At 67.7% G+C, this 19816-nt stretch carries 9 protein-coding genes and 5 pseudogenes; 11 read left to right on the forward strand and 3 right to left on the reverse strand.

Going from position 1 to position 19816, the window contains the following annotated elements:
• Positions 1-93: 93 nt before the first annotated feature.
• The 5 genes and pseudogenes from rpoC (at position 94) to tuf (ending at position 8849) form a co-directional block, all read left to right on the forward strand.
• The gene (rpoC, locus tag H9L22_RS01630; RefSeq protein ID WP_187721336.1) at positions 94-4035 is read left to right on the forward strand and encodes a DNA-directed RNA polymerase subunit beta'; all 3942 of its coding nucleotides are present in this window, start codon (positions 94-96) and stop codon (positions 4033-4035) included.
• A gap of 346 nt (positions 4036-4381) precedes the next feature.
• Entirely contained in the window at positions 4382-4753 is a 372-nt protein-coding gene (gene rpsL, locus H9L22_RS01635; protein WP_187721337.1) for a 30S ribosomal protein S12, read from the forward strand.
• Positions 4753-5223, forward strand: coding sequence for a 30S ribosomal protein S7 (gene rpsG, locus H9L22_RS01640; RefSeq protein ID WP_187721338.1), 471 nt, complete (start codon positions 4753-4755; stop codon positions 5221-5223). The genes rpsL and rpsG overlap by 1 nt, the downstream gene beginning before the upstream one ends.
• Before the next feature lie 113 nt (positions 5224-5336).
• Positions 5337-7381, forward strand: a pseudogene (gene fusA / locus H9L22_RS01645) (elongation factor G).
• A gap of 269 nt (positions 7382-7650) precedes the next feature.
• Positions 7651-8849: pseudogene (gene tuf, locus H9L22_RS01650) on the forward strand (elongation factor Tu).
• A 136-nt stretch (positions 8850-8985) separates the two neighbouring features.
• Here the strand turns inward: tuf and H9L22_RS01655 are convergent.
• Both H9L22_RS01655 and H9L22_RS01660 read right to left on the reverse strand, forming a co-directional pair.
• Positions 8986-10664: pseudogene (locus H9L22_RS01655) on the reverse strand (glutamine--tRNA ligase/YqeY domain fusion protein).
• 27 nt (positions 10665-10691) lie between these two features.
• The gene (locus H9L22_RS01660) at positions 10692-11225 is read right to left on the reverse strand and encodes a DUF4112 domain-containing protein (protein WP_187721339.1); all 534 of its coding nucleotides are present in this window, start codon (positions 11223-11225) and stop codon (positions 10692-10694) included.
• Positions 11226-11412: 187 nt separating this feature from the next.
• Between H9L22_RS01660 and gltX the strand changes: the two are divergent.
• Positions 11413-12800 (forward strand): annotated as a pseudogene (gltX, locus tag H9L22_RS01665) (glutamate--tRNA ligase).
• A gap of 2 nt (positions 12801-12802) precedes the next feature.
• Here gltX and H9L22_RS01670 read toward each other — a convergent pair.
• A complete protein-coding gene (locus H9L22_RS01670) occupies positions 12803-14116 on the reverse strand; it encodes a chromate transporter (protein ID WP_187721340.1) in 1314 nt (437 codons plus the stop codon).
• 83 nt (positions 14117-14199) lie between these two features.
• Between H9L22_RS01670 and H9L22_RS19410 the strand changes: the two genes are divergently transcribed.
• The 5 genes and pseudogenes from H9L22_RS19410 to H9L22_RS01695 all read left to right on the forward strand — a co-directional run bounded on the left by H9L22_RS19410 (position 14200) and on the right by H9L22_RS01695 (position 19785).
• Positions 14200-14325 (forward strand): hypothetical protein, encoded by a 126-nt coding sequence (locus tag H9L22_RS19410; protein WP_264292517.1) that lies wholly within the window; start codon positions 14200-14202, stop codon positions 14323-14325.
• Positions 14322-15428 carry an anaerobic sulfatase maturase gene (locus H9L22_RS01675; protein WP_226966049.1) on the forward strand — a complete coding sequence of 369 codons (1107 nt, stop codon included), beginning with the start codon at positions 14322-14324 and terminating at the stop codon, positions 15426-15428. Before H9L22_RS19410 ends, H9L22_RS01675 begins: the two co-directional genes overlap by 4 nt.
• Before the next feature lie 58 nt (positions 15429-15486).
• Positions 15487-16668, forward strand: coding sequence for an ROK family transcriptional regulator (locus tag H9L22_RS01680; protein ID WP_187721341.1), 1182 nt, complete (start codon positions 15487-15489; stop codon positions 16666-16668).
• 110 nt (positions 16669-16778) lie between these two features.
• Positions 16779-17672: pseudogene (locus H9L22_RS20210) on the forward strand (LacI family DNA-binding transcriptional regulator); the annotation flags it as partial.
• A 133-nt stretch (positions 17673-17805) separates the two neighbouring features.
• On the forward strand, positions 17806-19785 hold the full coding sequence (locus H9L22_RS01695) for an ADP-ribosylglycohydrolase family protein (protein ID WP_187721343.1): 1980 nt from the start codon (positions 17806-17808) through the stop codon (positions 19783-19785).
• Positions 19786-19816 lie beyond the last annotated feature (31 nt).

The following is a 19816-nucleotide window of genomic DNA, read 5'->3' on the forward strand; positions in this document are numbered from 1 at the left end:
AGTCACACCAACACTGGGCGTAGCCCACGACAACAACTCAGACTTTTTTTCGAAGGCACCTACTGCGTCAAGTAGGGGAAAGAGAAGCACAACGTGCTGGACGTGAACTTCTACGACGAACTGCGAATCGGCCTCGCGAGCGCGGAGCAGATTCGCGAGTGGTCCCATGGCGAGGTCAAGAAGCCGGAGACCATCAACTACCGCACCCTGAAGCCGGAGCGCGACGGCCTCTTCTGCGAGAAGATCTTCGGTCCCACCCGGGACTGGGAGTGCTACTGCGGCAAGTACAAGCGCGTGCGCTTCAAGGGCATCATCTGTGAGCGCTGTGGCGTCGAGGTGACCCGGAGCAACGTGCGCCGCGAGCGCATGGGCCACATCGAGCTCGCCGCCCCTGTCACCCACATCTGGTACTTCAAGGGCGTCCCGAGCCGTCTCGGCTACCTCCTGGACATCGCGCCGAAGGACCTCGAGAAGGTCATCTACTTCGCCGCGCACATGATCACCGCCGTCGACGAGGAGGCCCGCCACCGCGACCTCGCGTCGCTGCAGGCCAAGGTCGAGGTGGAGGCCAAGCAGGTCGCCTCCCGTCGTGACGCCGACATCGAAGCGCGGATGCGCAAGCTCGAAGAAGACATGGCGCAGCTGGAGGAAGAGGGCGCCAAGGCCGACGTCAAGCGCAAGGTCCGCGAGGCCGCCGAGAAGGAGGCGGGTCTCATCCGCACCCGCACTCAGCGCCAGCTCGACCGCATCGACGAGGTGTGGAACCGCTTCAAGACGCTCAAGGTCCAGGACCTTGAGGGCGACGAGATGCTCTACCGCGAGATGACCAAGCGGTTCGGGCGGTACTTCGAGGGCTCGATGGGCGCCGAGGCGATCCAGAAGCGCCTCCAGTCCTTCGACCTGCAGGCGGAGTCCGTGCAACTGCGCGAGATCATCGCCACCGGCAAGGGGCAGCGCAAGACCAGGGCGCTCAAGCGCCTCCGCGTCGTCAGCGCCTTCCTCTCCGGCACCAGCTCGCCAGCGGCGATGGTGCTGGATGCCGTCCCGGTCATCCCGCCGGACCTGCGTCCGATGGTGCAGCTCGACGGTGGCCGTTTCGCCACGTCGGACCTGAACGACCTGTACCGCCGCGTGATCAACCGGAACAACCGACTGAAGCGGCTGCTGGATCTCGGTGCCCCCGAGATCATCGTGAACAACGAGAAGCGCATGCTCCAGGAGGCCGTCGACTCGCTGTTCGACAACGGCCGTCGTGGCCGCCCGGTGACCGGACCCGGCAACCGTCCCCTGAAGTCGATCTCCGACATGCTCAAGGGCAAGCAGGGTCGCTTCCGTCAGAACCTCCTCGGCAAGCGTGTCGACTACTCGGGCCGTTCGGTCATCGTGGTGGGCCCGCAGCTCAAGCTGCACCAGTGCGGCCTGCCGAAGGCCATGGCGCTCGAGCTCTTCAAGCCGTTCGTCATGAAGCGCCTCGACGACCTCAACCACGCTCAGAACATCAAGGCCGCCAAGCGGATGGTCGAGCGTCAGCGTCCGGTCGTGTGGGACGTTCTCGAAGAGGTCATTGCCGAGCACCCCGTGCTGCTGAACCGTGCACCAACGCTGCACCGTCTCGGCATCCAGGCCTTCGAGCCGCAGCTGGTCGAGGGTAAGGCCATCCAGATCCACCCGCTGGTCTGTACCGCCTTCAACGCCGACTTCGACGGCGACCAGATGGCCGTGCACCTGCCGCTGTCGGCGGAGGCGCAGGCCGAGGCACGCATCCTGATGCTGTCGACGAACAACATCCTGAAGCCCGCCGACGGTCGCCCCGTGACCATGCCGACGCAGGACATGATCATCGGCCACTACTTCCTGACGCTCGAGCGTCACGGTAGGGGCGAAGGCCGCGCGTTCTCGTCGCTGGCGGAGGCCGTCATGGCCTACGACCGCGGCGAGCTGGAGGTCACCTCCCCGATCAAGCTGCGCCTCAGCGGCGTCGTCGTCGACGGGGTCACCCCGCGCGCCGACGGCACCGTCCTCCTGGACACCACGCTGGGGCGGGCCCTGTTCAACGAGGCGCTGCCGGATGGTTTCGGCTACGTGAACACTGTCGTCGGTAAGAAGGTCCTCGGCCAGATCATTAATGAGCTGGCTGAGCGCTACGCCAAGGTGACCGTCGCCACCGCGCTGGACAACCTGAAGGCCATGGGCTTCCGCTGGGCTTCCCGCTCCGGTGTCACCGTGTCGATCTCCGACGTGCAGACGCCGCCGCAGAAGGCGCAGATCCTCGACGGCTACGAAAAGCGGGCCAGCAAGATCGACAAGCTCTACGAGCGCGGATCGGTGACCGAGGACGAGCGCCGTCAGGAGCTCATCTCGATCTGGACCGACGCGACGGCCGAGCTGACCGAGGCGATGAAGGATAACTTCACCGAGGACAACCCGATCTTCATGATGGTCGACTCGGGTGCACGAGGAAACATGACGCAGATGCGTCAGATCGCCGCCATGCGTGGCCTCGTGGCCAACCCGAAGGGCGACATCATCGCCCGCCCGATCAAGTCCAACTTCCGTGAGGGCCTGTCCGTTCTCGAGTACTTCATCTCGACGCACGGTGGTCGTAAGGGCCAGGCCGATACCGCTCTGCGGACGGCCGAGTCCGGCTACCTGACCCGTCGTCTCGTCGACGTGTCGCAGGACGTCATCATCCGTGAAGAGGACTGTGGCACCGAGCGTGGCCTGATGAAGGTCATCGCGAAGTGGTCGACGCCTGGCGTCGACGCCGACACGGGTCGTCCGGTCCAGATTCCGGCTGAGCCGTTCGCCAAGGACGCCACGGTCGAGACCATGGGCGACGTCGAGACCGCGGTCTACGCACGCACCCTGGCTGTCGACACCGCCGACGCGAAGGGCAACGTGCTGGTCACGGCCGGCACCGACCTCGGCGATGCCGAGATCCGTACCCTGGTCGCGGCCGGCGTCACGTCGGTCAAGGTCCGCTCCGTCCTCACCTGTGAGTCGGCGGTCGGCACCTGCGCCATGTGCTACGGCCGTTCGCTTGCCTCCGGCAAGACGGTGGACGTCGGCGAGGCCGTCGGCATCGTCGCGGCCCAGTCGATCGGTGAGCCGGGAACCCAGCTGACGATGCGTACCTTCCACACCGGCGGTGTGGCGGGCGACGACATCACGCAGGGTCTGCCGCGTGTCACGAGCCTCTTCGAGGCCCGCCAGCCCAAGGCCAAGGCTCCGATCGCGGAGGCTGACGGTGTGGTGCGCATCGAGGACGGCGACCGTTCGCGCAAGATCATCATCGTGCGCGACGACGGTGGCGAGGACCTGGAGTACCCGGTCGGACGTCGTACCCGTCTCGAGTTCGAGGACCACGACGGCGTCCGGATGCACATCCGCGACGGTGCCCGGGTCAGCATCGGTCAGCAGCTGACCGCCGGCCAGGTCGATCCGCAGGAGGTTCTGCGGGTGCGTGGTCTGCGCAAGGTGCAGGAGCACCTGGTGGAGGAGGTCCAGAAGGTCTACGCGACCCAGGGCGCTCCCATCCACGACAAGCACATCGAGATCATCATCCGGCAGATGCTGCGCCGCGTGACGGTCATCGACTCCGGCGACACGCAGATGATGCCGGGCGAGCTCGTGGACCGCGCGATGTACGAGGCGGCGAACCGGCAGGCGATCTCCGAGGGCGGCAAGCCTGCGGAGGGACGTCCGGTGCTCATGGGCATCACGAAGGCCTCGCTCGCGACCGAGTCGTGGCTGTCGGCGGCCTCCTTCCAGGAGACCACCAAGGTCCTCACGGATGCCGCGATCCAGGGCAAGAGCGACTCGCTCGTCGGCCTGAAGGAGAACGTCATCCTCGGCAAGCTCATCCCGGCGGGTACCGGTCTCGACCGCTACCGCAACATCCGGGTGGAGCCGACCGACGAGGCGCGCGCCACGGCCTACACCATGAGCTACGACCCGTACGACTACTCGTTCGGTTCCGACGTGGTCGGCCCGGCCGTCCCGCTCGACGAGATGGACTTCGGCGAGCTTCGCTGAACCTGATTGACGCAGGGGCCCGTGACTTCGGTCACGGGCCCCTGTTGCATTCCACGGGCCATCGACGCGGTCTCGACCGCCGCCCTTGCGGCCCCGAACGCCGTCCTTTTTGTTTCACCGGCCACCTGGAGTAATCTTGGCGGGCGTGCCCGGTTGCTCGGGCCCATTTGTGCGTGCCCTGGCATGGTGGATCGCTCTCAACCGTTGCAGAAGAGAGCGTGGATGTGCTGAGTCCGCACGGCAGACGAACTGCGTCGTGGTCGTAATGTGTCCTGACCGCCCGCGGGGAAGCTGCAGCCAGGGAAGACAAACGTACAGTCCACCAAGACGAAAGTGATACCAGCAGGTGCCAACAATCCAGCAGCTGGTCCGCAAGGGCCGGACAGACAAGCTCTCCAAGAACAAGACCCCAGCGCTCAAGGGTTCGCCCCAGCGTCGGGGCGTGTGCACGCGTGTGTACACCACCACGCCGAAGAAGCCGAACTCCGCGCTCCGCAAGGTTGCACGCGTGCGTCTGAGCTCCGGCATCGAGGTCACCGCCTACATCCCCGGTGTCGGCCACAACCTCCAGGAGCACTCCATGGTGCTCGTCCGCGGCGGTCGTGTGAGGGACCTGCCGGGTGTCCGCTACAAGATCATCCGTGGCTCGCTCGACACCCAGGGCGTCAAGAACCGCAAGCAGGCTCGCAGCCGCTACGGCGCGAAGAAGGAGAAGTAATGCCTCGCAAGGGTCCCGCGCCGAAGCGCCCCGTCATCATCGACCCCGTCTACGGGTCCCCGGTGGTCTCGCAGCTCGTCAGCAAGATTCTCCTCGACGGCAAGAAGACCGTCGCGCAGTCGATCGTGTACGACGCGCTCGAAGGCACCCGCGCCAAGACCGGTGTCGATCCGGTCATCACGCTGAAGAAGGCGCTCGACAACGTCAAGCCCTCCATCGAGGTCAAGTCCCGCCGCGTCGGCGGTGCGACCTACCAGGTCCCGATCGAGGTCAAGCCCGGCCGCCAGAACACCCTGGCGATGCGCTGGCTGGTCAGCTTCTCCCGCGCCCGCCGCGAGAAGACGATGACCGAGCGCCTCATGAACGAGATCCTCGACGCCTCCAACGGCCTGGGTGCTTCCGTGAAGCGCCGCGAGGATACGCACAAGATGGCCGAGGCCAACCGCGCCTTCGCGCACTACCGCTGGTGATTTGCTGCCCCTGACCCTGCCGAAGGGTCGGGGGCACTCACCGCTTCATCCTTGAAACTTTCGAAAAGGAATAGCTAGTGACCGACCTGCATAAGGTTCGCAACATCGGCATCATGGCCCACATCGATGCCGGTAAGACCACCACCACCGAGCGGATCCTGTTCTACACCGGCAAGAACCACAAGATCGGTGAGACCCACGATGGCGCGGCGACCATGGACTGGATGGAGCAGGAGCAGGAGCGTGGCATCACGATCACCTCTGCTGCCACCACCTGTTTCTGGCACGACAACCTGATCAACATCATCGACACCCCCGGGCACGTCGACTTCACCGTCGAGGTGGAGCGTTCGCTCCGCGTCCTCGACGGCGCCGTCGCCGTCTTCGACGGTGTGGCCGGCGTTGAGCCGCAGTCGATGACCGTGTGGCGTCAGGCCACCAAGTACGGCGTGCCGCGCATCTGCTACATCAACAAGCTCGACCGCACGGGCGCCTCGTTCGATCACGTCGTCAAGACGATCCGCGAGCGCCTCGCCACCGATCCCGTCCTCCTGCAGCTGCCGATCGGCTCGGAGAGCGACTTCCTCGGTGTCGTCGACCTCGTCGAGATGCGCGCCCTGACCTGGCACGGCGAGACCGTGATGGGTGAGGACTACGACGTCGAAGAGATCCCCGCCGACCTCCTCGAGGCCGCCAAGGAGGCCCGCGCCACGCTCATCGAGCGCGTCGCGGACGTCGACGACGACATCATGGAGCTGTACCTCGAGGGCGAGGAGCCCTCGGTCGCGCAGATCAAGGCTGCCCTCCGCAAGGGCATCATCAGCAACACCTTCACCGCGGTCGTCTGTGGCACCTCGTTCAAGAACAAGGGCGTCCAGCCCCTGCTCGACGCGGTCGTCGACTACCTGCCGTCGCCGCTCGACGTGCCGGCCATCGACGGCTTCAAGCCGGGCGACGAGTCCGTCCGCCTCGAGCGTCAGCCCTCCGACTCGGAGCCGCTGTCGATCCTGGCGTTCAAGGTCGCCGCTGATCCCCACCTGGGCAAGCTGACGTTCGTCCGCGTCTACTCCGGTGTCCTGCAGTCCGGCTCCCAGGTGCTCAACACCACCAAGGGCCGCAAGGAGCGCATCGGCAAGATCTACCAGATGCACGCCAACAAGCGTGAGGAGATCGACTCGATCGGCGCCGGCATGATCTGCGCCGTCATGGGCCTGAAGGACACCACCACCGGTGAGACCCTCGCGGACCCGACGCACCCGATCGTGCTCGAGTCCATGACCTTCCCCGCGCCGGTCATCGAGCAGGCCATCGAGCCGAAGACGAAGTCCGACCAGGAGAAGCTCGGCACCGCCATCCAGCGGCTCGCCGAGGAGGATCCGACCTTCCGCGTCCACACGGACGAGGAGACCGGTCAGACGATCATCGCCGGCATGGGCGAGCTGCACCTCGACGTCCTCATCGACCGCATGCGTCGTGAGTTCAAGGTCGAGGCCAACATCGGCAAGCCGCAGGTGGCCTACCGCGAGACGCTCCGCCGCAAGGTCGAGAAGATCGAGTACACGCACAAGAAGCAGACCGGTGGTTCCGGCCAGTTCGCGCGCGTCATCATCGACCTTGAGCCGACCGAGCCGGGCTCGGGCTACGAGTTCGTCAACGCCGTCACCGGCGGCCGCGTTCCCCGCGAGTACATCCCCGCGGTGGACCAGGGCATCCGTGAGGCCATGCAGTTCGGTGTCCTCGCCGGCTACCCGGTCGACAACATCAAGGCCACCCTCACCGACGGTGCCTACCACGATGTCGACTCCTCCGAAATGGCCTTCAAGCTGGCCGGCTCCATGGCGTTCAAGGAGGCGGCCCGCAAGGCGGACCCCGCCATCCTCGAGCCGATGATGGCCGTCGAGGTGACCACCCCGAGGACTACCTCGGCACGGTCATCGGCGACCTGAACTCGCGTCGTGGCCAGGTCCGCTCGATGGACGAGCAGCACGGCAACCGCGTGGTGAACGCGATCGTGCCGCTGTCCGAGATGTTCGGCTACGTCGGTGACCTGCGCTCGAAGACCTCGGGCCAGGCGTCGTACTCCATGGAGTTCGACTCCTACGCGGAGACGCCGAAGAACATCGCCGACGAGATCATCGCCAAGGCGAAGGGCGAGTGAACCTGACGGTTCGCTGACCCACGGGGCCGGCCGGGAGGAGACCTCCCGGCCGGCCCTTTTTCATTGCCCTGCAGTCCGGCGTAGAGTCGTTCCTGAGGTCCTTGTCAGAGAGGCGCGGGGGAGCGGGAATCGGGCGGTTTGGCGTGCGCGGTTCGCGTCGCTACGATTGGCAAGGTATGGCAGCTGGCGGTATGCTCGGTTGCCGACCCTCACTGAGGAATGTTCGTACTGCCCCGCACCCGCGAGGCGATTTTCAAGAAGGAGCCCTCGTGGCAAAGGCCAAGTTTGAGCGGACCAAGCCGCACGTAAACATCGGCACCATCGGACACGTCGACCACGGCAAGACCACTCTCACCGCGGCGATCACGAAGGTGCTTCACGACCGTTACCCGGAGTGGAACGCGGTCTCTGCGTTCGACCAGATCGACAAGGCTCCTGAGGAGCGTCAGCGCGGCATCACGATCTCGATCTCGCACGTCGAGTACCAGACCGAGCAGCGTCACTACGCGCACGTCGACTGCCCCGGCCACGCCGACTACGTCAAGAACATGATCACCGGTGCCGCCCAGATGGACGGTGCGATCCTCGTCGTCGCCGCCACCGACGGCCCGATGGCGCAGACCCACGAGCACATCCTCCTGGCCCGCCAGGTTGGCGTGCCGGCGATCGTCGTCGCCCTCAACAAGTGCGACATGATCGACGAGGCTGACGCCGACCTGATCGACCTGGTCGAGATGGAGCTCCGCGAGATCCTCTCCGCCCAGGAGTTCGACGGCGACAACCTGCCGATCGTCCGCGTCGCCGCCTTCCCCGCCCTCCAGGGTGACGAGAAGTGGGCCGACTCGATCATCGAGCTCATGACCGCTGTCGACGAGCACATCCCGCAGCCGGTGCGTGACACCGACAAGCCGTTCCTGATGCCCGTTGAGGACGTCTTCACGATCACCGGTCGTGGCACCGTCATCACCGGCCGCATCGAGCGCGGCATCGTCAAGACCGGCGACGTCGTCGACATCGTCGGCATCCGTGAGGACAAGCAGACCTCGACCGTCACCGGTGTCGAGATGTTCCGCAAGATCCTCGACGAGGGTCGCGCCGGCGAGAACGTCGGCCTGCTGCTCCGCGGCACCAAGAAGGAAGACGTCGAGCGCGGCATGGTCGTCATCAAGCCCGGGTCGACCACCCCGCACACCGACTTCGAGGCGAACGTCTACGTTCTCGCGAAGGAGGAGGGTGGCCGTCACAAGCCGTTCTTCTCGAACTACTCGCCCCAGTTCTACTTCCGTACGACTGACGTGACCGGCGTCGTCCAGCTCCCGCTGGCACCGAGATGGTCATGCCCGGCGACAACACCGAGATGACTGTTCACCTGAACAAGCCGATCGCCATGGAGGAGAACCTCAAGTTCGCCATCCGTGAGGGCGGCCGCACCGTCGGTGCCGGTAACGTCACCAAGATCATCAAGTGATCTGCTGACTCACTGAGTCACTGAGAGGGCCGCGCGGGAGACCGCGCGGCCCTTTCGCGTTCCTGGACGTACGCCCTCCGGGGCGCAAAGGCGGACCGCCCCGGTGAGTCACCGGGGGCGGTCACTTGTTCGTGGCTCAGCCGCGCTTCTGGATCGACGCCCACTCGTCGCGCAGCCCCACCGTCCGGTGGAACAGCATCGGCGTGTCAGGATCGGCGGCGAAGTAGCCGAGCCGCTCGAACTGCACCACCTCGCCGGGGGCGGCGTCGGCCAGCGCGGGCTCCGCCTTGGCACCCTCGACGATCCTGCGGGAGTTCGGGTTCAGGTCGTCCAGAGCCTCGCCCGTGCGCTCCCCGGGCGCCTCTGCGGTGAACAGCCGCTCGTACAGCGCCACGGTGGTCTCGACCGCGTGCGGGGCCGACACCCAGTGCATCGTCGACTTCACGCGCCGCCCGTCGGGGGCGTTGCCGCCCTTGGTCTCGGGGGCGTAGGTGGCGAGCACCTCGACGACGTTGCCGTCGGCGTCCTTGACCGCCTCCGTCGCTGTGACGAAGTAGGCGCCGCGGAGCCGGACCTCGCGGCCGGGGGAGAGACGGAAGTACTTCGGCGGGGAACCTCGCGGAAGTCGTCCTGCTCGATCCACAATTCCCCGGTGAAGGGGATCAGCCGGGTGCCGTCCTCCGGACGCTCCGGGTTGTTGGCGACCTCGAAGTGCTCGACGACGGGGTTGCCGTCGGCGTCGGTGGGCCAGTTGGTCAGGCGCAGCTTCAGGGGATCCAGGACCCCCATCCTGCGCTGGGCCGTGGCGTTCAGCTCACGTCGCACGTAGGCCTCGAGGTACTCGATGGACTGGCGCGAGTTGGTGCGCGTCGTGCCCACCTCGCGGCAGAACGCGCGCAGCGCAGCCGCAGGGTAGCCGCGACGGCGGAGCCCCCGCAGGGTCGGCATCCTGGCGTCGTCCCAGCCGTCGACGACACCGTCGTTGACCAGCTTGGCCAGGCGCCGCTTCGACGTGACGGTGTGGGTCAGCTCCAGCCGCGCGAACTCGTACTGGCGCGGCGGATCGACGACCCCCAGCTGCTCGAGGAACCAGTCATACAGGGGACGGTGGCTCTCGAACTCCAGGGTGCAGAGCGAGTGGGTGACGCCCTCGATGGCGTCGGACTGGCCGTGGGCCCAGTCGTACGTCGGATAGATCGGCCACTCGTCACCGGTGCGGTGATGGTGGACGGCGCGGATCCGGTACATGATCGGATCGCGCATCTGCATGTTCTCGTGGGACATGTCGATCTTCGCGCGCAGCACGTGGGTGCCGTCGGCGAACTCACCCGCCCGCATGCGACGGAACAGGTCCAGGTTCTCCTCCACGCTGCGGTCACGGAAGGGGGAGTTGACCCCCGGCCTGCCGTAGCCTCCGCGGCCGGCGGAGATGGCCTCGCTGTCCTGGTCGTCGACATAGGCGAGCCCGGCCGTGATCAGCTGCTCCGCCCAGACGTAGAGCTGCTCGAAGTAGTCGGAGGCGTAGCGATCCTCGGCGGGCTCGTAGCCCAGCCAGCGGATGTCCTCGATGATCGACTGGACGAAGTCGGAATCCTCGGTCTCGGGGTTGGTGTCGTCGAGCCTCAGGATGCACTTGCCGTTGAAGTCGTCGGCGGCGCCGAAGTCGACGACGATGGCCTTGGCGTGCCCGATGTGGAGGAAGCCGTTGGGCTCCGGTGGGAACCTCGTCTGCACGCGACCGCCGCGTTCTCCGGCGGCGATGTCGGCTCGGATCGCGTCGTAGATGAAGTTGCTCGGAAGCACGGGGCTCGTCATGGCGTCATGCTATCGGGACCACGACGGTCAGCCCAATGAGGCCAACCAGGCGATGAGGAGCAGCGGTGTGAGCATCGCCAAGGTGATCACGCCGACGACGGAGCTGACGGCGACGATCCAGTACAGCACTGAGGCCTCGTGCACCTGTTGCCGGTTGTCGATGGTGCGGTTGAGCAGCGCGAGGTTCTTCCGGTTGGAGCGCCAGGCGAGGTCGAAGAGGGGACCCGCGTAGGGGATCATGCCCAGCAGTGCGTCGAGTCCCCAGTTGCCGATCATCCGGGCCAGCACAGGCAGGGGCATGCGCAGCCGCAGCGCGTCGAAGAGCAGCGCGGCCCCGAAAACCGACCCCACCACCGCTCCGGCCCAGGGGATGACGCTCAGCACGGGATCGAGACCGAAGCGGAATCGGGTGCCGGGAACGGGGAGGAGGTCCTCGAGGATCCAGGTCAGCGTGCGGGTGGCCTTCGCCGGCTGGTCCTTCTGCAGTTCCGCCTGACCCCGACGGAGGGCGCGCTCCAGCGCGTCGCCGCGTGCGTCCACCTGGTCGTCGTCACCATCCACGCCGACAAGTCTGCCTTCTGGCGGGCTCGCAGGAAGGCCCCGACCTGGGAGGTTCAGGGGCGGGCCGGGGCATCCGGGCGCCCATTCAGGGTGTTCCTCTAGAGTTGGGGGCACTATGACGAATGCTCCCGCCCGCACCCGTGTTGCCCCTTCCCCGACCGGAGACCCGCACGTCGGCACGGCCTTCATGGCCCTGTTCGACCTCGCGTGGGCCAGGAAGACCGGAGGCAGGTTCGTGCTGCGGATCGAGGACACCGACCAGGCGCGGCTGGTGCCCGGGTCCGAGCAGCAGATCTACGACTCCCTGCGCTGGCTCGGCCTCTCACCGGACGAGAGCCCGGAGGTCGGCGGGCCCTATGCGCCGTACAAGCAGTCGGAGCGCCTGGACACGTATCGGCCCTTCGTCGACCAGCTCGTCGAGGCCGGCCACGCCTACTACTGCTGGTGCTCGTCGGAGCGCCTCGCCGAGCTGCGTGAGGAGCAGAACCGGCAGAAGCTCTCCACCACGGGCTACGACCGGCTCTGCGTCGGCAAGACCCGCGAGGAGCGGGCCGCGCTTCCCGGCTTCACCGACCGGCCGGTCGTGCGCATGCTCATCCCGGACGACGCCCCCTCGAGTTCACCGACATCATCCGCGGCACCGTCAAGGCTCCCCGGCCGGACGACCAGGTGATCCTCAAGGCGGACGGCTTCCCGACGTACCACCTCGCCGTCGTCGTCGACGATCACCTGATGGGCATCAACACGGTCGTCCGGGGCGAGGAGTGGATCTCGTCGACGCCGAAGCACGTCCTGCTGTACCAGTGGCTCGGCTGGGAGACGCCCGGGTTCGCCCACATGCCGCTGCTGCGCAACACGGACAAGTCGAAGATCTCGAAGCGAAAGAACCCGGCCGCGCGGCTCATGTGGTTCAAGGAGAACGGCTACCTGCCCGAGGCGGTGCGCAACTTCCTGCAGCTGCTGGGCTACGCCGGGGACGAGGAGAACGAGGTCTCCACGTTCGAGGAGTTCGTGGAGCGGTTCTCGTGGGACAAGGTCAACACGGTCGGGCCGATCTTCGACGTGAAGAAGCTCGACTGGCTGAACGGCCACTACCTGCGCCTGCTGAGCGCCGATGAGCTGGCCGACCGCATCGCCACCTTCGCGTCCGAGACCGGCCAGTGGGCGGACCCGACGCCACGCCAACTCGAGATCCTCCGCAGCGCGGTGCCGATCATCCAGGAGCGACTCGTCCTGCTCAAGGATGCGCTGCCCCAGCTCGACTTCCTGTTCGCCGACGACGCCGACCTGACCGTGGCAGACGACGCGTTCGCCTCGCTGCCGGACGGTGCCGCCGAGGTGCTCGACGCTGCGGTGGCGGCCCTTGCCGAGGGCCCGTTCGACGCGGAGGCCATCCAGGCCGCACTCCGCGAGCAGATCGTCGAAGGGCTCGGGCTGAAGCCGCGGGTGGCCTTCGGCCCCGTCCGGGTCGCGATCTCCGGCCGCAAGGTCTCCCCGCCGCTCTTCGAGTCGATGGAGATCCTGGGGCGTGAGTCCTCGCTGGAGCGACTCCGGGCGCTGCGCGCCAGGCTCTGAGGCTAGGCGCTGAGCCGGAGCGCGCCCAGCGACGCGACCGCCAGCACCACGAGCACCAGCACGCCCGGCGCCTTCGTGTGCCGGGCGGCCAGGGCCGCGACGGCGACGCCCAGGCCGGAGCTGAGCAGCACCGGCAGTGCTGACACGCCGACCTTGGCTCCGATCGTGACGCCGGCGGCCAGCATCGAGACGGCGGTGCTGGCGAGCAGCCCGCAGATGACCGGCATGATGTAGGCGGCGACGTTGCGGATCACCAGGGAGTCGCGGAGCCGTTCGTAGCCTGCGTACAGTCCGACGGCCACCGCCGAGCATGATGTGACCGCGACGCCGGCCGCGATCAACGCGAGGGGCCACCCGCCGACCTCGAGGGCGAGCCCTGCCACGATCTTGATCAGGATGGGGCCTGGCAGCGCGTTGGCTACCGGGACGATCTGGCCGTAGTACTGGCCGGCCTCGACCAGCCCGCTCGCGACGAAGAAGCCGTCGGCGACGCCCACGAACGCCTCGCCGCCGCCGAAGGAGGTAAGCGTCGCGGCGACGGTCAGCACGAGGAACGAGACGCCGTCCCGGACGCCCGGCAGGAGTGCGGCGGCGCCGATGAGGACGACGGTGGCCCCCACCAGCAGCAGCGCGGTCTTGCCGGCGCCGCGCCCGCCCGTGGCCGGTGCCTGCCGGGGTTGCGGGGGTCGCCGTCGGGCCGTGAAGAAGGACCACACCACGATGACCGTCAATGCGACGAGGATCAGTTGCAGTGCGGTGAGTTGCGGCAGCTGTGCCGCTACGGGCACCCCCGTCGTCGACGCCACGAGCGCGAGGGTGTGCCGTCCCCCGCTGGCGAGGAAGCTCATGGCCGCGATGGCGATGAGCGGCCAGGCGGGGGAGCCTCCTGGGGCGAGCACCGAGTGCATGTACTCCAGGAGGAGGTAGATGATGTAGGCGCTGATGCCGATGGAGGCGAACTCGATGACGGCGACGGCGCCGGGGCCGAGTCGGGAGAACAGCGTGAGCAGGCCGAGGGTGCCGAGGGTTCCGGGCAGGGCGACGGCGGTGGCGCCGAGGACTGCGAGCAGCGGGCCGCCCAGCCGGGTTCCGGCCAGGGCCCCCAGCTTCACCGGCAGCGCCCCCGGGGTGACGTTCGCGATGACGGTGTCGTGGGTGAAGCTCTCGTCGTCCAGCCGGCCCTCCGCGACCAGTTCACGCTGCAGGAGGGGAATCAGGGCGCTGCCGCCGCCGAACCCGATCATGCCGACCTTCAGGAGGCGGGCGAGCAGGCCCAGATGCGCACGGTTGCGCGGTCCGGAATCGTGGTGTCTCATGTCCTCAGGGCAATCTCGGCGTCTTATGTGGAGGTTCGCCGTCGTTATGACTATAGTCGACGTAAGTCGTCGAGGGGAATCGCGTGAGCATCGTCCGGAGGCCGCTGAGCCTGATCGTCAAGCCCACGGGCGCGGCGTGCAACCTTGACTGCTCCTACTGCTTCTTCCTGTCCAAGGAGGCCCTCTGGGGGAGTCGGAGCAGCGTATGAGCCATGCGTCGCTCGAGGCGTTCCTGCGTCGCTACCTGGACTCCCAGCCCGACGGCGAGGTGATCATCGGCTGGCAGGGTGGCGAACCCACGCTGCGCGGTCTGGACTTCTTCCGTGAGGCCCTCAGACTCGGGGAGGAGCTCCGCCGACCGGCGCAGCAGGTGCGCCACGCGATCCAGACCAACGCGACGCTCATCGATGATGCCTGGGGCGAGTTCCTCGCCGCCGAGGGATTCCTCGTCGGGGTCAGCATCGACGGCCCCCGCCACCTGCACGACATGTACCGGGTCAACAAGGCGGGCCGTGGCACCTATGACCAGGTCGTCCGCGGCTATCAGGTGCTCCGGCGTCACGGGGTCGACACCAACATCCTGTGCACCGTCAACTCCGCCAACGTCGCCCACCCGCTCGAGGTCTACCGGCACTTCCGTGACGACCTCGGGGCCGATTTCGTCCAGTTCATCCCCATCGTGGAGCGCGTCGAGGAGGGCAGCGAGGAGATCGCAGAGGCCGGCTGGCGCAGCGAGGGCGAATACGTCGCCTATCGCCAGGCCGGGGCCGGTGTCACCTCCCGCACCGTCGACGGTGCGGCGTACGGGGAGTTCCTGGTCGCGATCTTCGACGAATGGGTCGCCCGCGACGTCGGCACAGTCTTCGTCCAGGACTTCGACGTGACCCTGGGGGCCGTCTTCGGTCAGCACAGCCTGTGCGTCCGGGCGCCGGAGTGTGGCACGCAGCTCGCCGTGGAGCACACCGGCGATGTCTACAGCTGCGACCACTTCGTCGAGCCTGGCTACCTGCTCGGCAACATCAACGAAGAGTCCCTGGCCGAGTTGGCCAGCCGGCCGGCCCAGGTGGAGTTCGGGCGGGCGAAGCGCACGGCGCTGCCTGCGCAGTGCCGGGAGTGCCCGGTCCGCTGGGCCTGCAATGGCGGCTGCCCGAAGGACCGGTTCGCGACGACGGTGACCGGTGAGCCCGGCCTCAACTATCTCTGCCCCGGCTACTTCCGGTTCTTCACGCACGTCACGCCGTCGATGTTCGAGATGGCATCGCTGCTCCGGTCGGGGCGCCCGGCCGCAGACGTCATGGCTGCCCGGCGTTGAGGCTCTTGCCGGGCGCGGGTGGGGTGTCATACTGTCGGCCTCACTGGAGGGAGGTTGCATGACGTTGCTGCGCAGATCCCTCAGCATGGGTGAGGGCCCGGGGAGCGCCGGTCATGTCCTGAGCCTGTTGCGTGCCGGGCCGCTGACCCGCAGTGAACTCGCCGAGTTGACGGGGCAGGCGCGCTCCACAGTCGTCCAGCGGCTCGAATCGCTGCAGGCGGCGGGGCTTGTGCGTGAGGCGTCGAACCTGACCACCACAGGCGGAAGGCCGTCGGTCGCTTTCGAGTTCGATCCCACCCAGCACGCGATCCTGTCTGCCGACCTCGGCATCCGCCGGGCCACCTTCGCCGTGACGACGCTCGCCGGTGAGGTGCTGTCGCAGTTGGAGGAGCCTATCGACATCGCCGCGGGGCCGGGGCCCGTGCTCGGGTTGGTGGCCGAGAGGCTGCGCTGGCTGGGAGACGTCGCCGGCATGGATCCCATCGCCGTCGGCATCGGGCTTCCCGGCTCGGTCGACCGCTCGGGGTTGCCCGTCGCCCCGCCCAACATGCCCGGCTGGGACGGAACCGATGTGCGGGCCGTGCTCAGCGAGGCCTCTGGCCTGCCTGCCTTCGCCGCCAACGATGCCAATGTGCTCGCGTTGGGGGAGCGGGCCGCAGCCTGGCCCGACGTCGACAACCTGATGTATGTCCATGTGGGCACCGGCATCGGTGCAGGCATCGTCGCCGACGGGAGGCTGCTGCACGGCGCCGAGGGGGCGGCTGGCGACCTGGGCCATATCTTCGCCCCGGGCGCCCGGGGCCGGGCCTGCCGCTGCGGAAATGTGGGCTGCCTGGACACGTACGCGAGCGGCGCGGGCGTGCTGGAAACGCTGCGCCTGGCCGGTTCGCCGCTCACCTCGCTCGACGAGGTGCTGGAGCGCGTAGCCGCCGGCGACGCGGACGTCGCCGGCGTGCTCCGGGATGCTGGCCGTGTGCTGGGGGACGTCGTCGCCTCCTGCGTGGCGCTGCTGAACCCGAGGGTGGTCGTCGTGGGTGGCCGGCTGGGGATGGCCGGCGAGGCGCTCGTCGCCGGCGTCCGGGAGGCGGTCTATGCCAGGGTGCTGCCGCTCGCCAGCCGCGAGCTGCGGGTGACGGCGGCGCGTTCGGGCAGCAGCGGCGGGGTCATCGGGGCGGCGCTGCTGGCGGCTGACGCGGCCCTGTCCGGCGACCTGCTCGAGTCCCGACTGCGCGCAGCCTGAGCTGTCCGCCAATCCCCGGACAAACCCTTGACACCGCTTCGACGCCCGGCCTAATGTGTAACCGCTTGCATATGTAACTGGTTACACAGTGGTTGCCAGGAGGGAGAGCCATGGTCACCGCATACGACGTTGCCACGAGGGCGGGTGTCTCCGTGGGTACCGTCTCGCGCTACCTGACGGGGAACGGCTACGTCGGCACGGTCACCCAGCAGCGGATCGCCCGGGCCATCGAGGAACTGGGCTACGTGCGCAACCGAGCCGCGGCCAGCCTGACCACCAAGAGCACCGGCCTCCTCGGGTTCGTCGTGTCCGACCTGCGTAACCCCTTCGTGGCCGAGATCGCGTCGGCGCTCAGCCAAAACGCCCGTGCCACCGGATACGGGCTTGTGGTGGCCGAGTCCGGCAACGATCCGGACGCCTCGCTACAGTCTCTCGAACTGCTCCGCGCCCACGGGGTCGACGGCGTCATCGTGACGCCGCCGGAGAGTCCGGGGCTCAACTCCGCACTCGTGGCGGCTGCGAGGAGCATCCCCGTGGTCGGCATCGGCCTGCGCACCGATCCGCTGGTCTCGGACACCGTGACGTCGAACACGGAGAGCGGGGCCCACGATGCCGTGACCCATCTGCTCGGCCTCGGCCACAGCGAGGTCGCGTACCTCGGGCTGGACAAGCAGACCGCCGGACGCCTCCGCGGTTTCCGCAGCGCGATGGCCGAGGGTGGGCCTCAGGTCAAGGCACGGGAGATCTTCGTCGACCAGCTGACGCAGGCAGACGGCGTCGCCGCGCTGAGCATGATCATCGAGGCGGATGACGTGCCCAGGGCCATCTTCGCTGCGAACGACGCCGTCGCCCTCGGCGTGCTGCAGGCCGCGAACCGGGCCGGGTTGCGCGTGCCGACGGACCTGTCCGTCGTCGGCTTCGACGACATCGCCATGGCTGCGCACTCCGCACCGCCCCTGACGACCGTCGCGCAGCCCACCGCCGACATGGGCGCGGCCGCCATCAGCATGGTGCTGAGCCGGCTGCATGGTGAGGAACGTGATGTACCCCGCGCGAGGCGGTCCTCGCCGCGCGCCTCATTGTCCGCGAGTCCAGCGCTGTTGCTGCGACCGCAAACGGAAAGGAACAACCGAAGCAATGACGACGACGAAGTCGCGAACCACGTTCGTGCTCGATCTCGACTCCGAGGAGTACCGCGACCGTGTGTACGGCTGTTGGCAGGGCAAGAATGCCGGCGGAACGCTCGGCACCCCGCTGGAGAAGGCGTGGGGGCAGGACGAGCCGTTCGATGTGTGGTGGTACCCCGAGCTGCAGGAGGGGGGACTGCCCAACGACGACCTGGAGATGCAGCTGGTCTGGCTGAAGGCGCTGGAGGAGGTCGGTCCCGGGATCACAGCCCGCGACCTCTCCCGCTACTGGCTGGACCACATCGGGTACAACTGGGACGAGTACGGGCTGTCCAAGCTCAACCTGCGACTCGGCCTGGAACCGCCCCTGAGCGGACACCACAACAACTGGTTCACCGACTGCATGGGCTCGCCCATCCGGTCGGAGATCTGGGCCTGTGTCGCTCCCGGCCAGCCCCGCATCGCTGCGCGGTACGCCTACCAGGACGCGATCTGCGATCACGCAGGTGGCGAGGGCGTCTACGGCGAGCTGTTCAACGCGGCACTCGAGTCTGCGGCGTTCGTCGTGCAGGACCCCGCGCTGCTGATCGACATCGCGCTCAGCTACATCCCGGTCGATTCGATGATGGCCCGGGCCGTCCGGGCGGCCGTGCAGGCTCACGCGGAGGGACTCACCTGGCAGGAGGCCCGGCGCCGGGTGCTGGACGAGACGCCGCACTACAACGCGCAGTACTCGCCCATCAACACCGGGTTCCAGGTGATCGGTCTCCTGTACGGCTCGGAGTTCGGTGAGGGCATGTGCATCACCGTCAACTGTGGCTACGACACCGACTCCTCGGGTGCCGCCATCGGCAGCTATCTCGGCATCCTGCACGGCAGCTCGCAGCTCCCCGCCCGCTGGGTGGAGCCTCTCGGTACCGGCATCTCCACCAACGAGTCGTGGGGCGGAGTCCGCAACCTGCAGGTGGGTGACAACCCGGTGCCCGACAACCTGGACGACCTCATCGCGCGCATCCGCGTCGCCGCTGTGCGGGTCATGGCCGAGCACGGGCACGGCTCCCGGATGGAGATCGCGCTCGAGGACCTCTACGCCGATGCCTCCATCGCGGAGATGCTGGCCGCCAGCCCCACCGAGGTCCCGTTCCCCGGGCAGGACCTCGCCACCGTCGTCGACTTCGGTGAGGGACCGGTCGCCAGGCCCGGCGAAACGCGCACCCTGCGTTCCGTCCACCGCAACGTGCGCGTCGACGACGTCACGGCCACCGTGTCGCTGCGAGCTCCCGAGGGTTGGCTCGTGAGCCCGCCGCGCGTCGACATCCAGCTCGGCATCGGGGAGGAGGCTGAACTCGTCTGGGAGCTCACGGCGCCGGAGGCGGGACGCCTCGCGACCCGAAACGTCACCAGGCTCGACATCGAGATGATCGGTCGGCCGGTGCCCGAGTCGGTGCCCGTCGTGCTGCTCGGAGCGTTCGCGCTCCGCACGTCCGAGGTGTACCCGGCGGACGGCGACATCACGGAGATCCTGGACACCCCGCTGCCCCCCGAAGCGTCGGAGCGCGAGAGCGCGTGGACCGAGCGACTCGCCGGGGGACATGCCCAGCCCATCGCGGATGCCTTCGCCGGGCAGGCGGGCGTGGTGTACCTACAGACGTTCGTGTACTCGCCCGTCGAACGCGACGCGTGGGTGATCGTCGACCCGAGCATGCCCGTGCGGTACTGGGTCAACGGCGACGCGATCGGCCGCAACGACCGGTTCCGGCTCATCCGCCCGAACCAGAACGCCTCCGACGAGATCTGCGACTTCGCGACGCTCAAGGAGGGATGGAACGAGGTGCTGGTCAAGGCCTATCACGACGGCGAACAGCCGACCCCCGAACTGCACCTCGGATTCTCCACGGGCGGGCGCATCTGCTTCCACCTGTGGGACATCACCCGGACCTGTTTCCCGTGGAGCGAGGGCTTCTCGCCTGCCACGGCCTGGACCAACTGACACCAAGAAGAAGGGACAACGACAATGACGT

The sequence above is a fragment of the Tessaracoccus defluvii genome (assembly GCF_014489575.1).
GTDB classification, from domain to species: Bacteria; Actinomycetota; Actinomycetes; order Propionibacteriales; family Propionibacteriaceae; genus Arachnia; species Arachnia defluvii.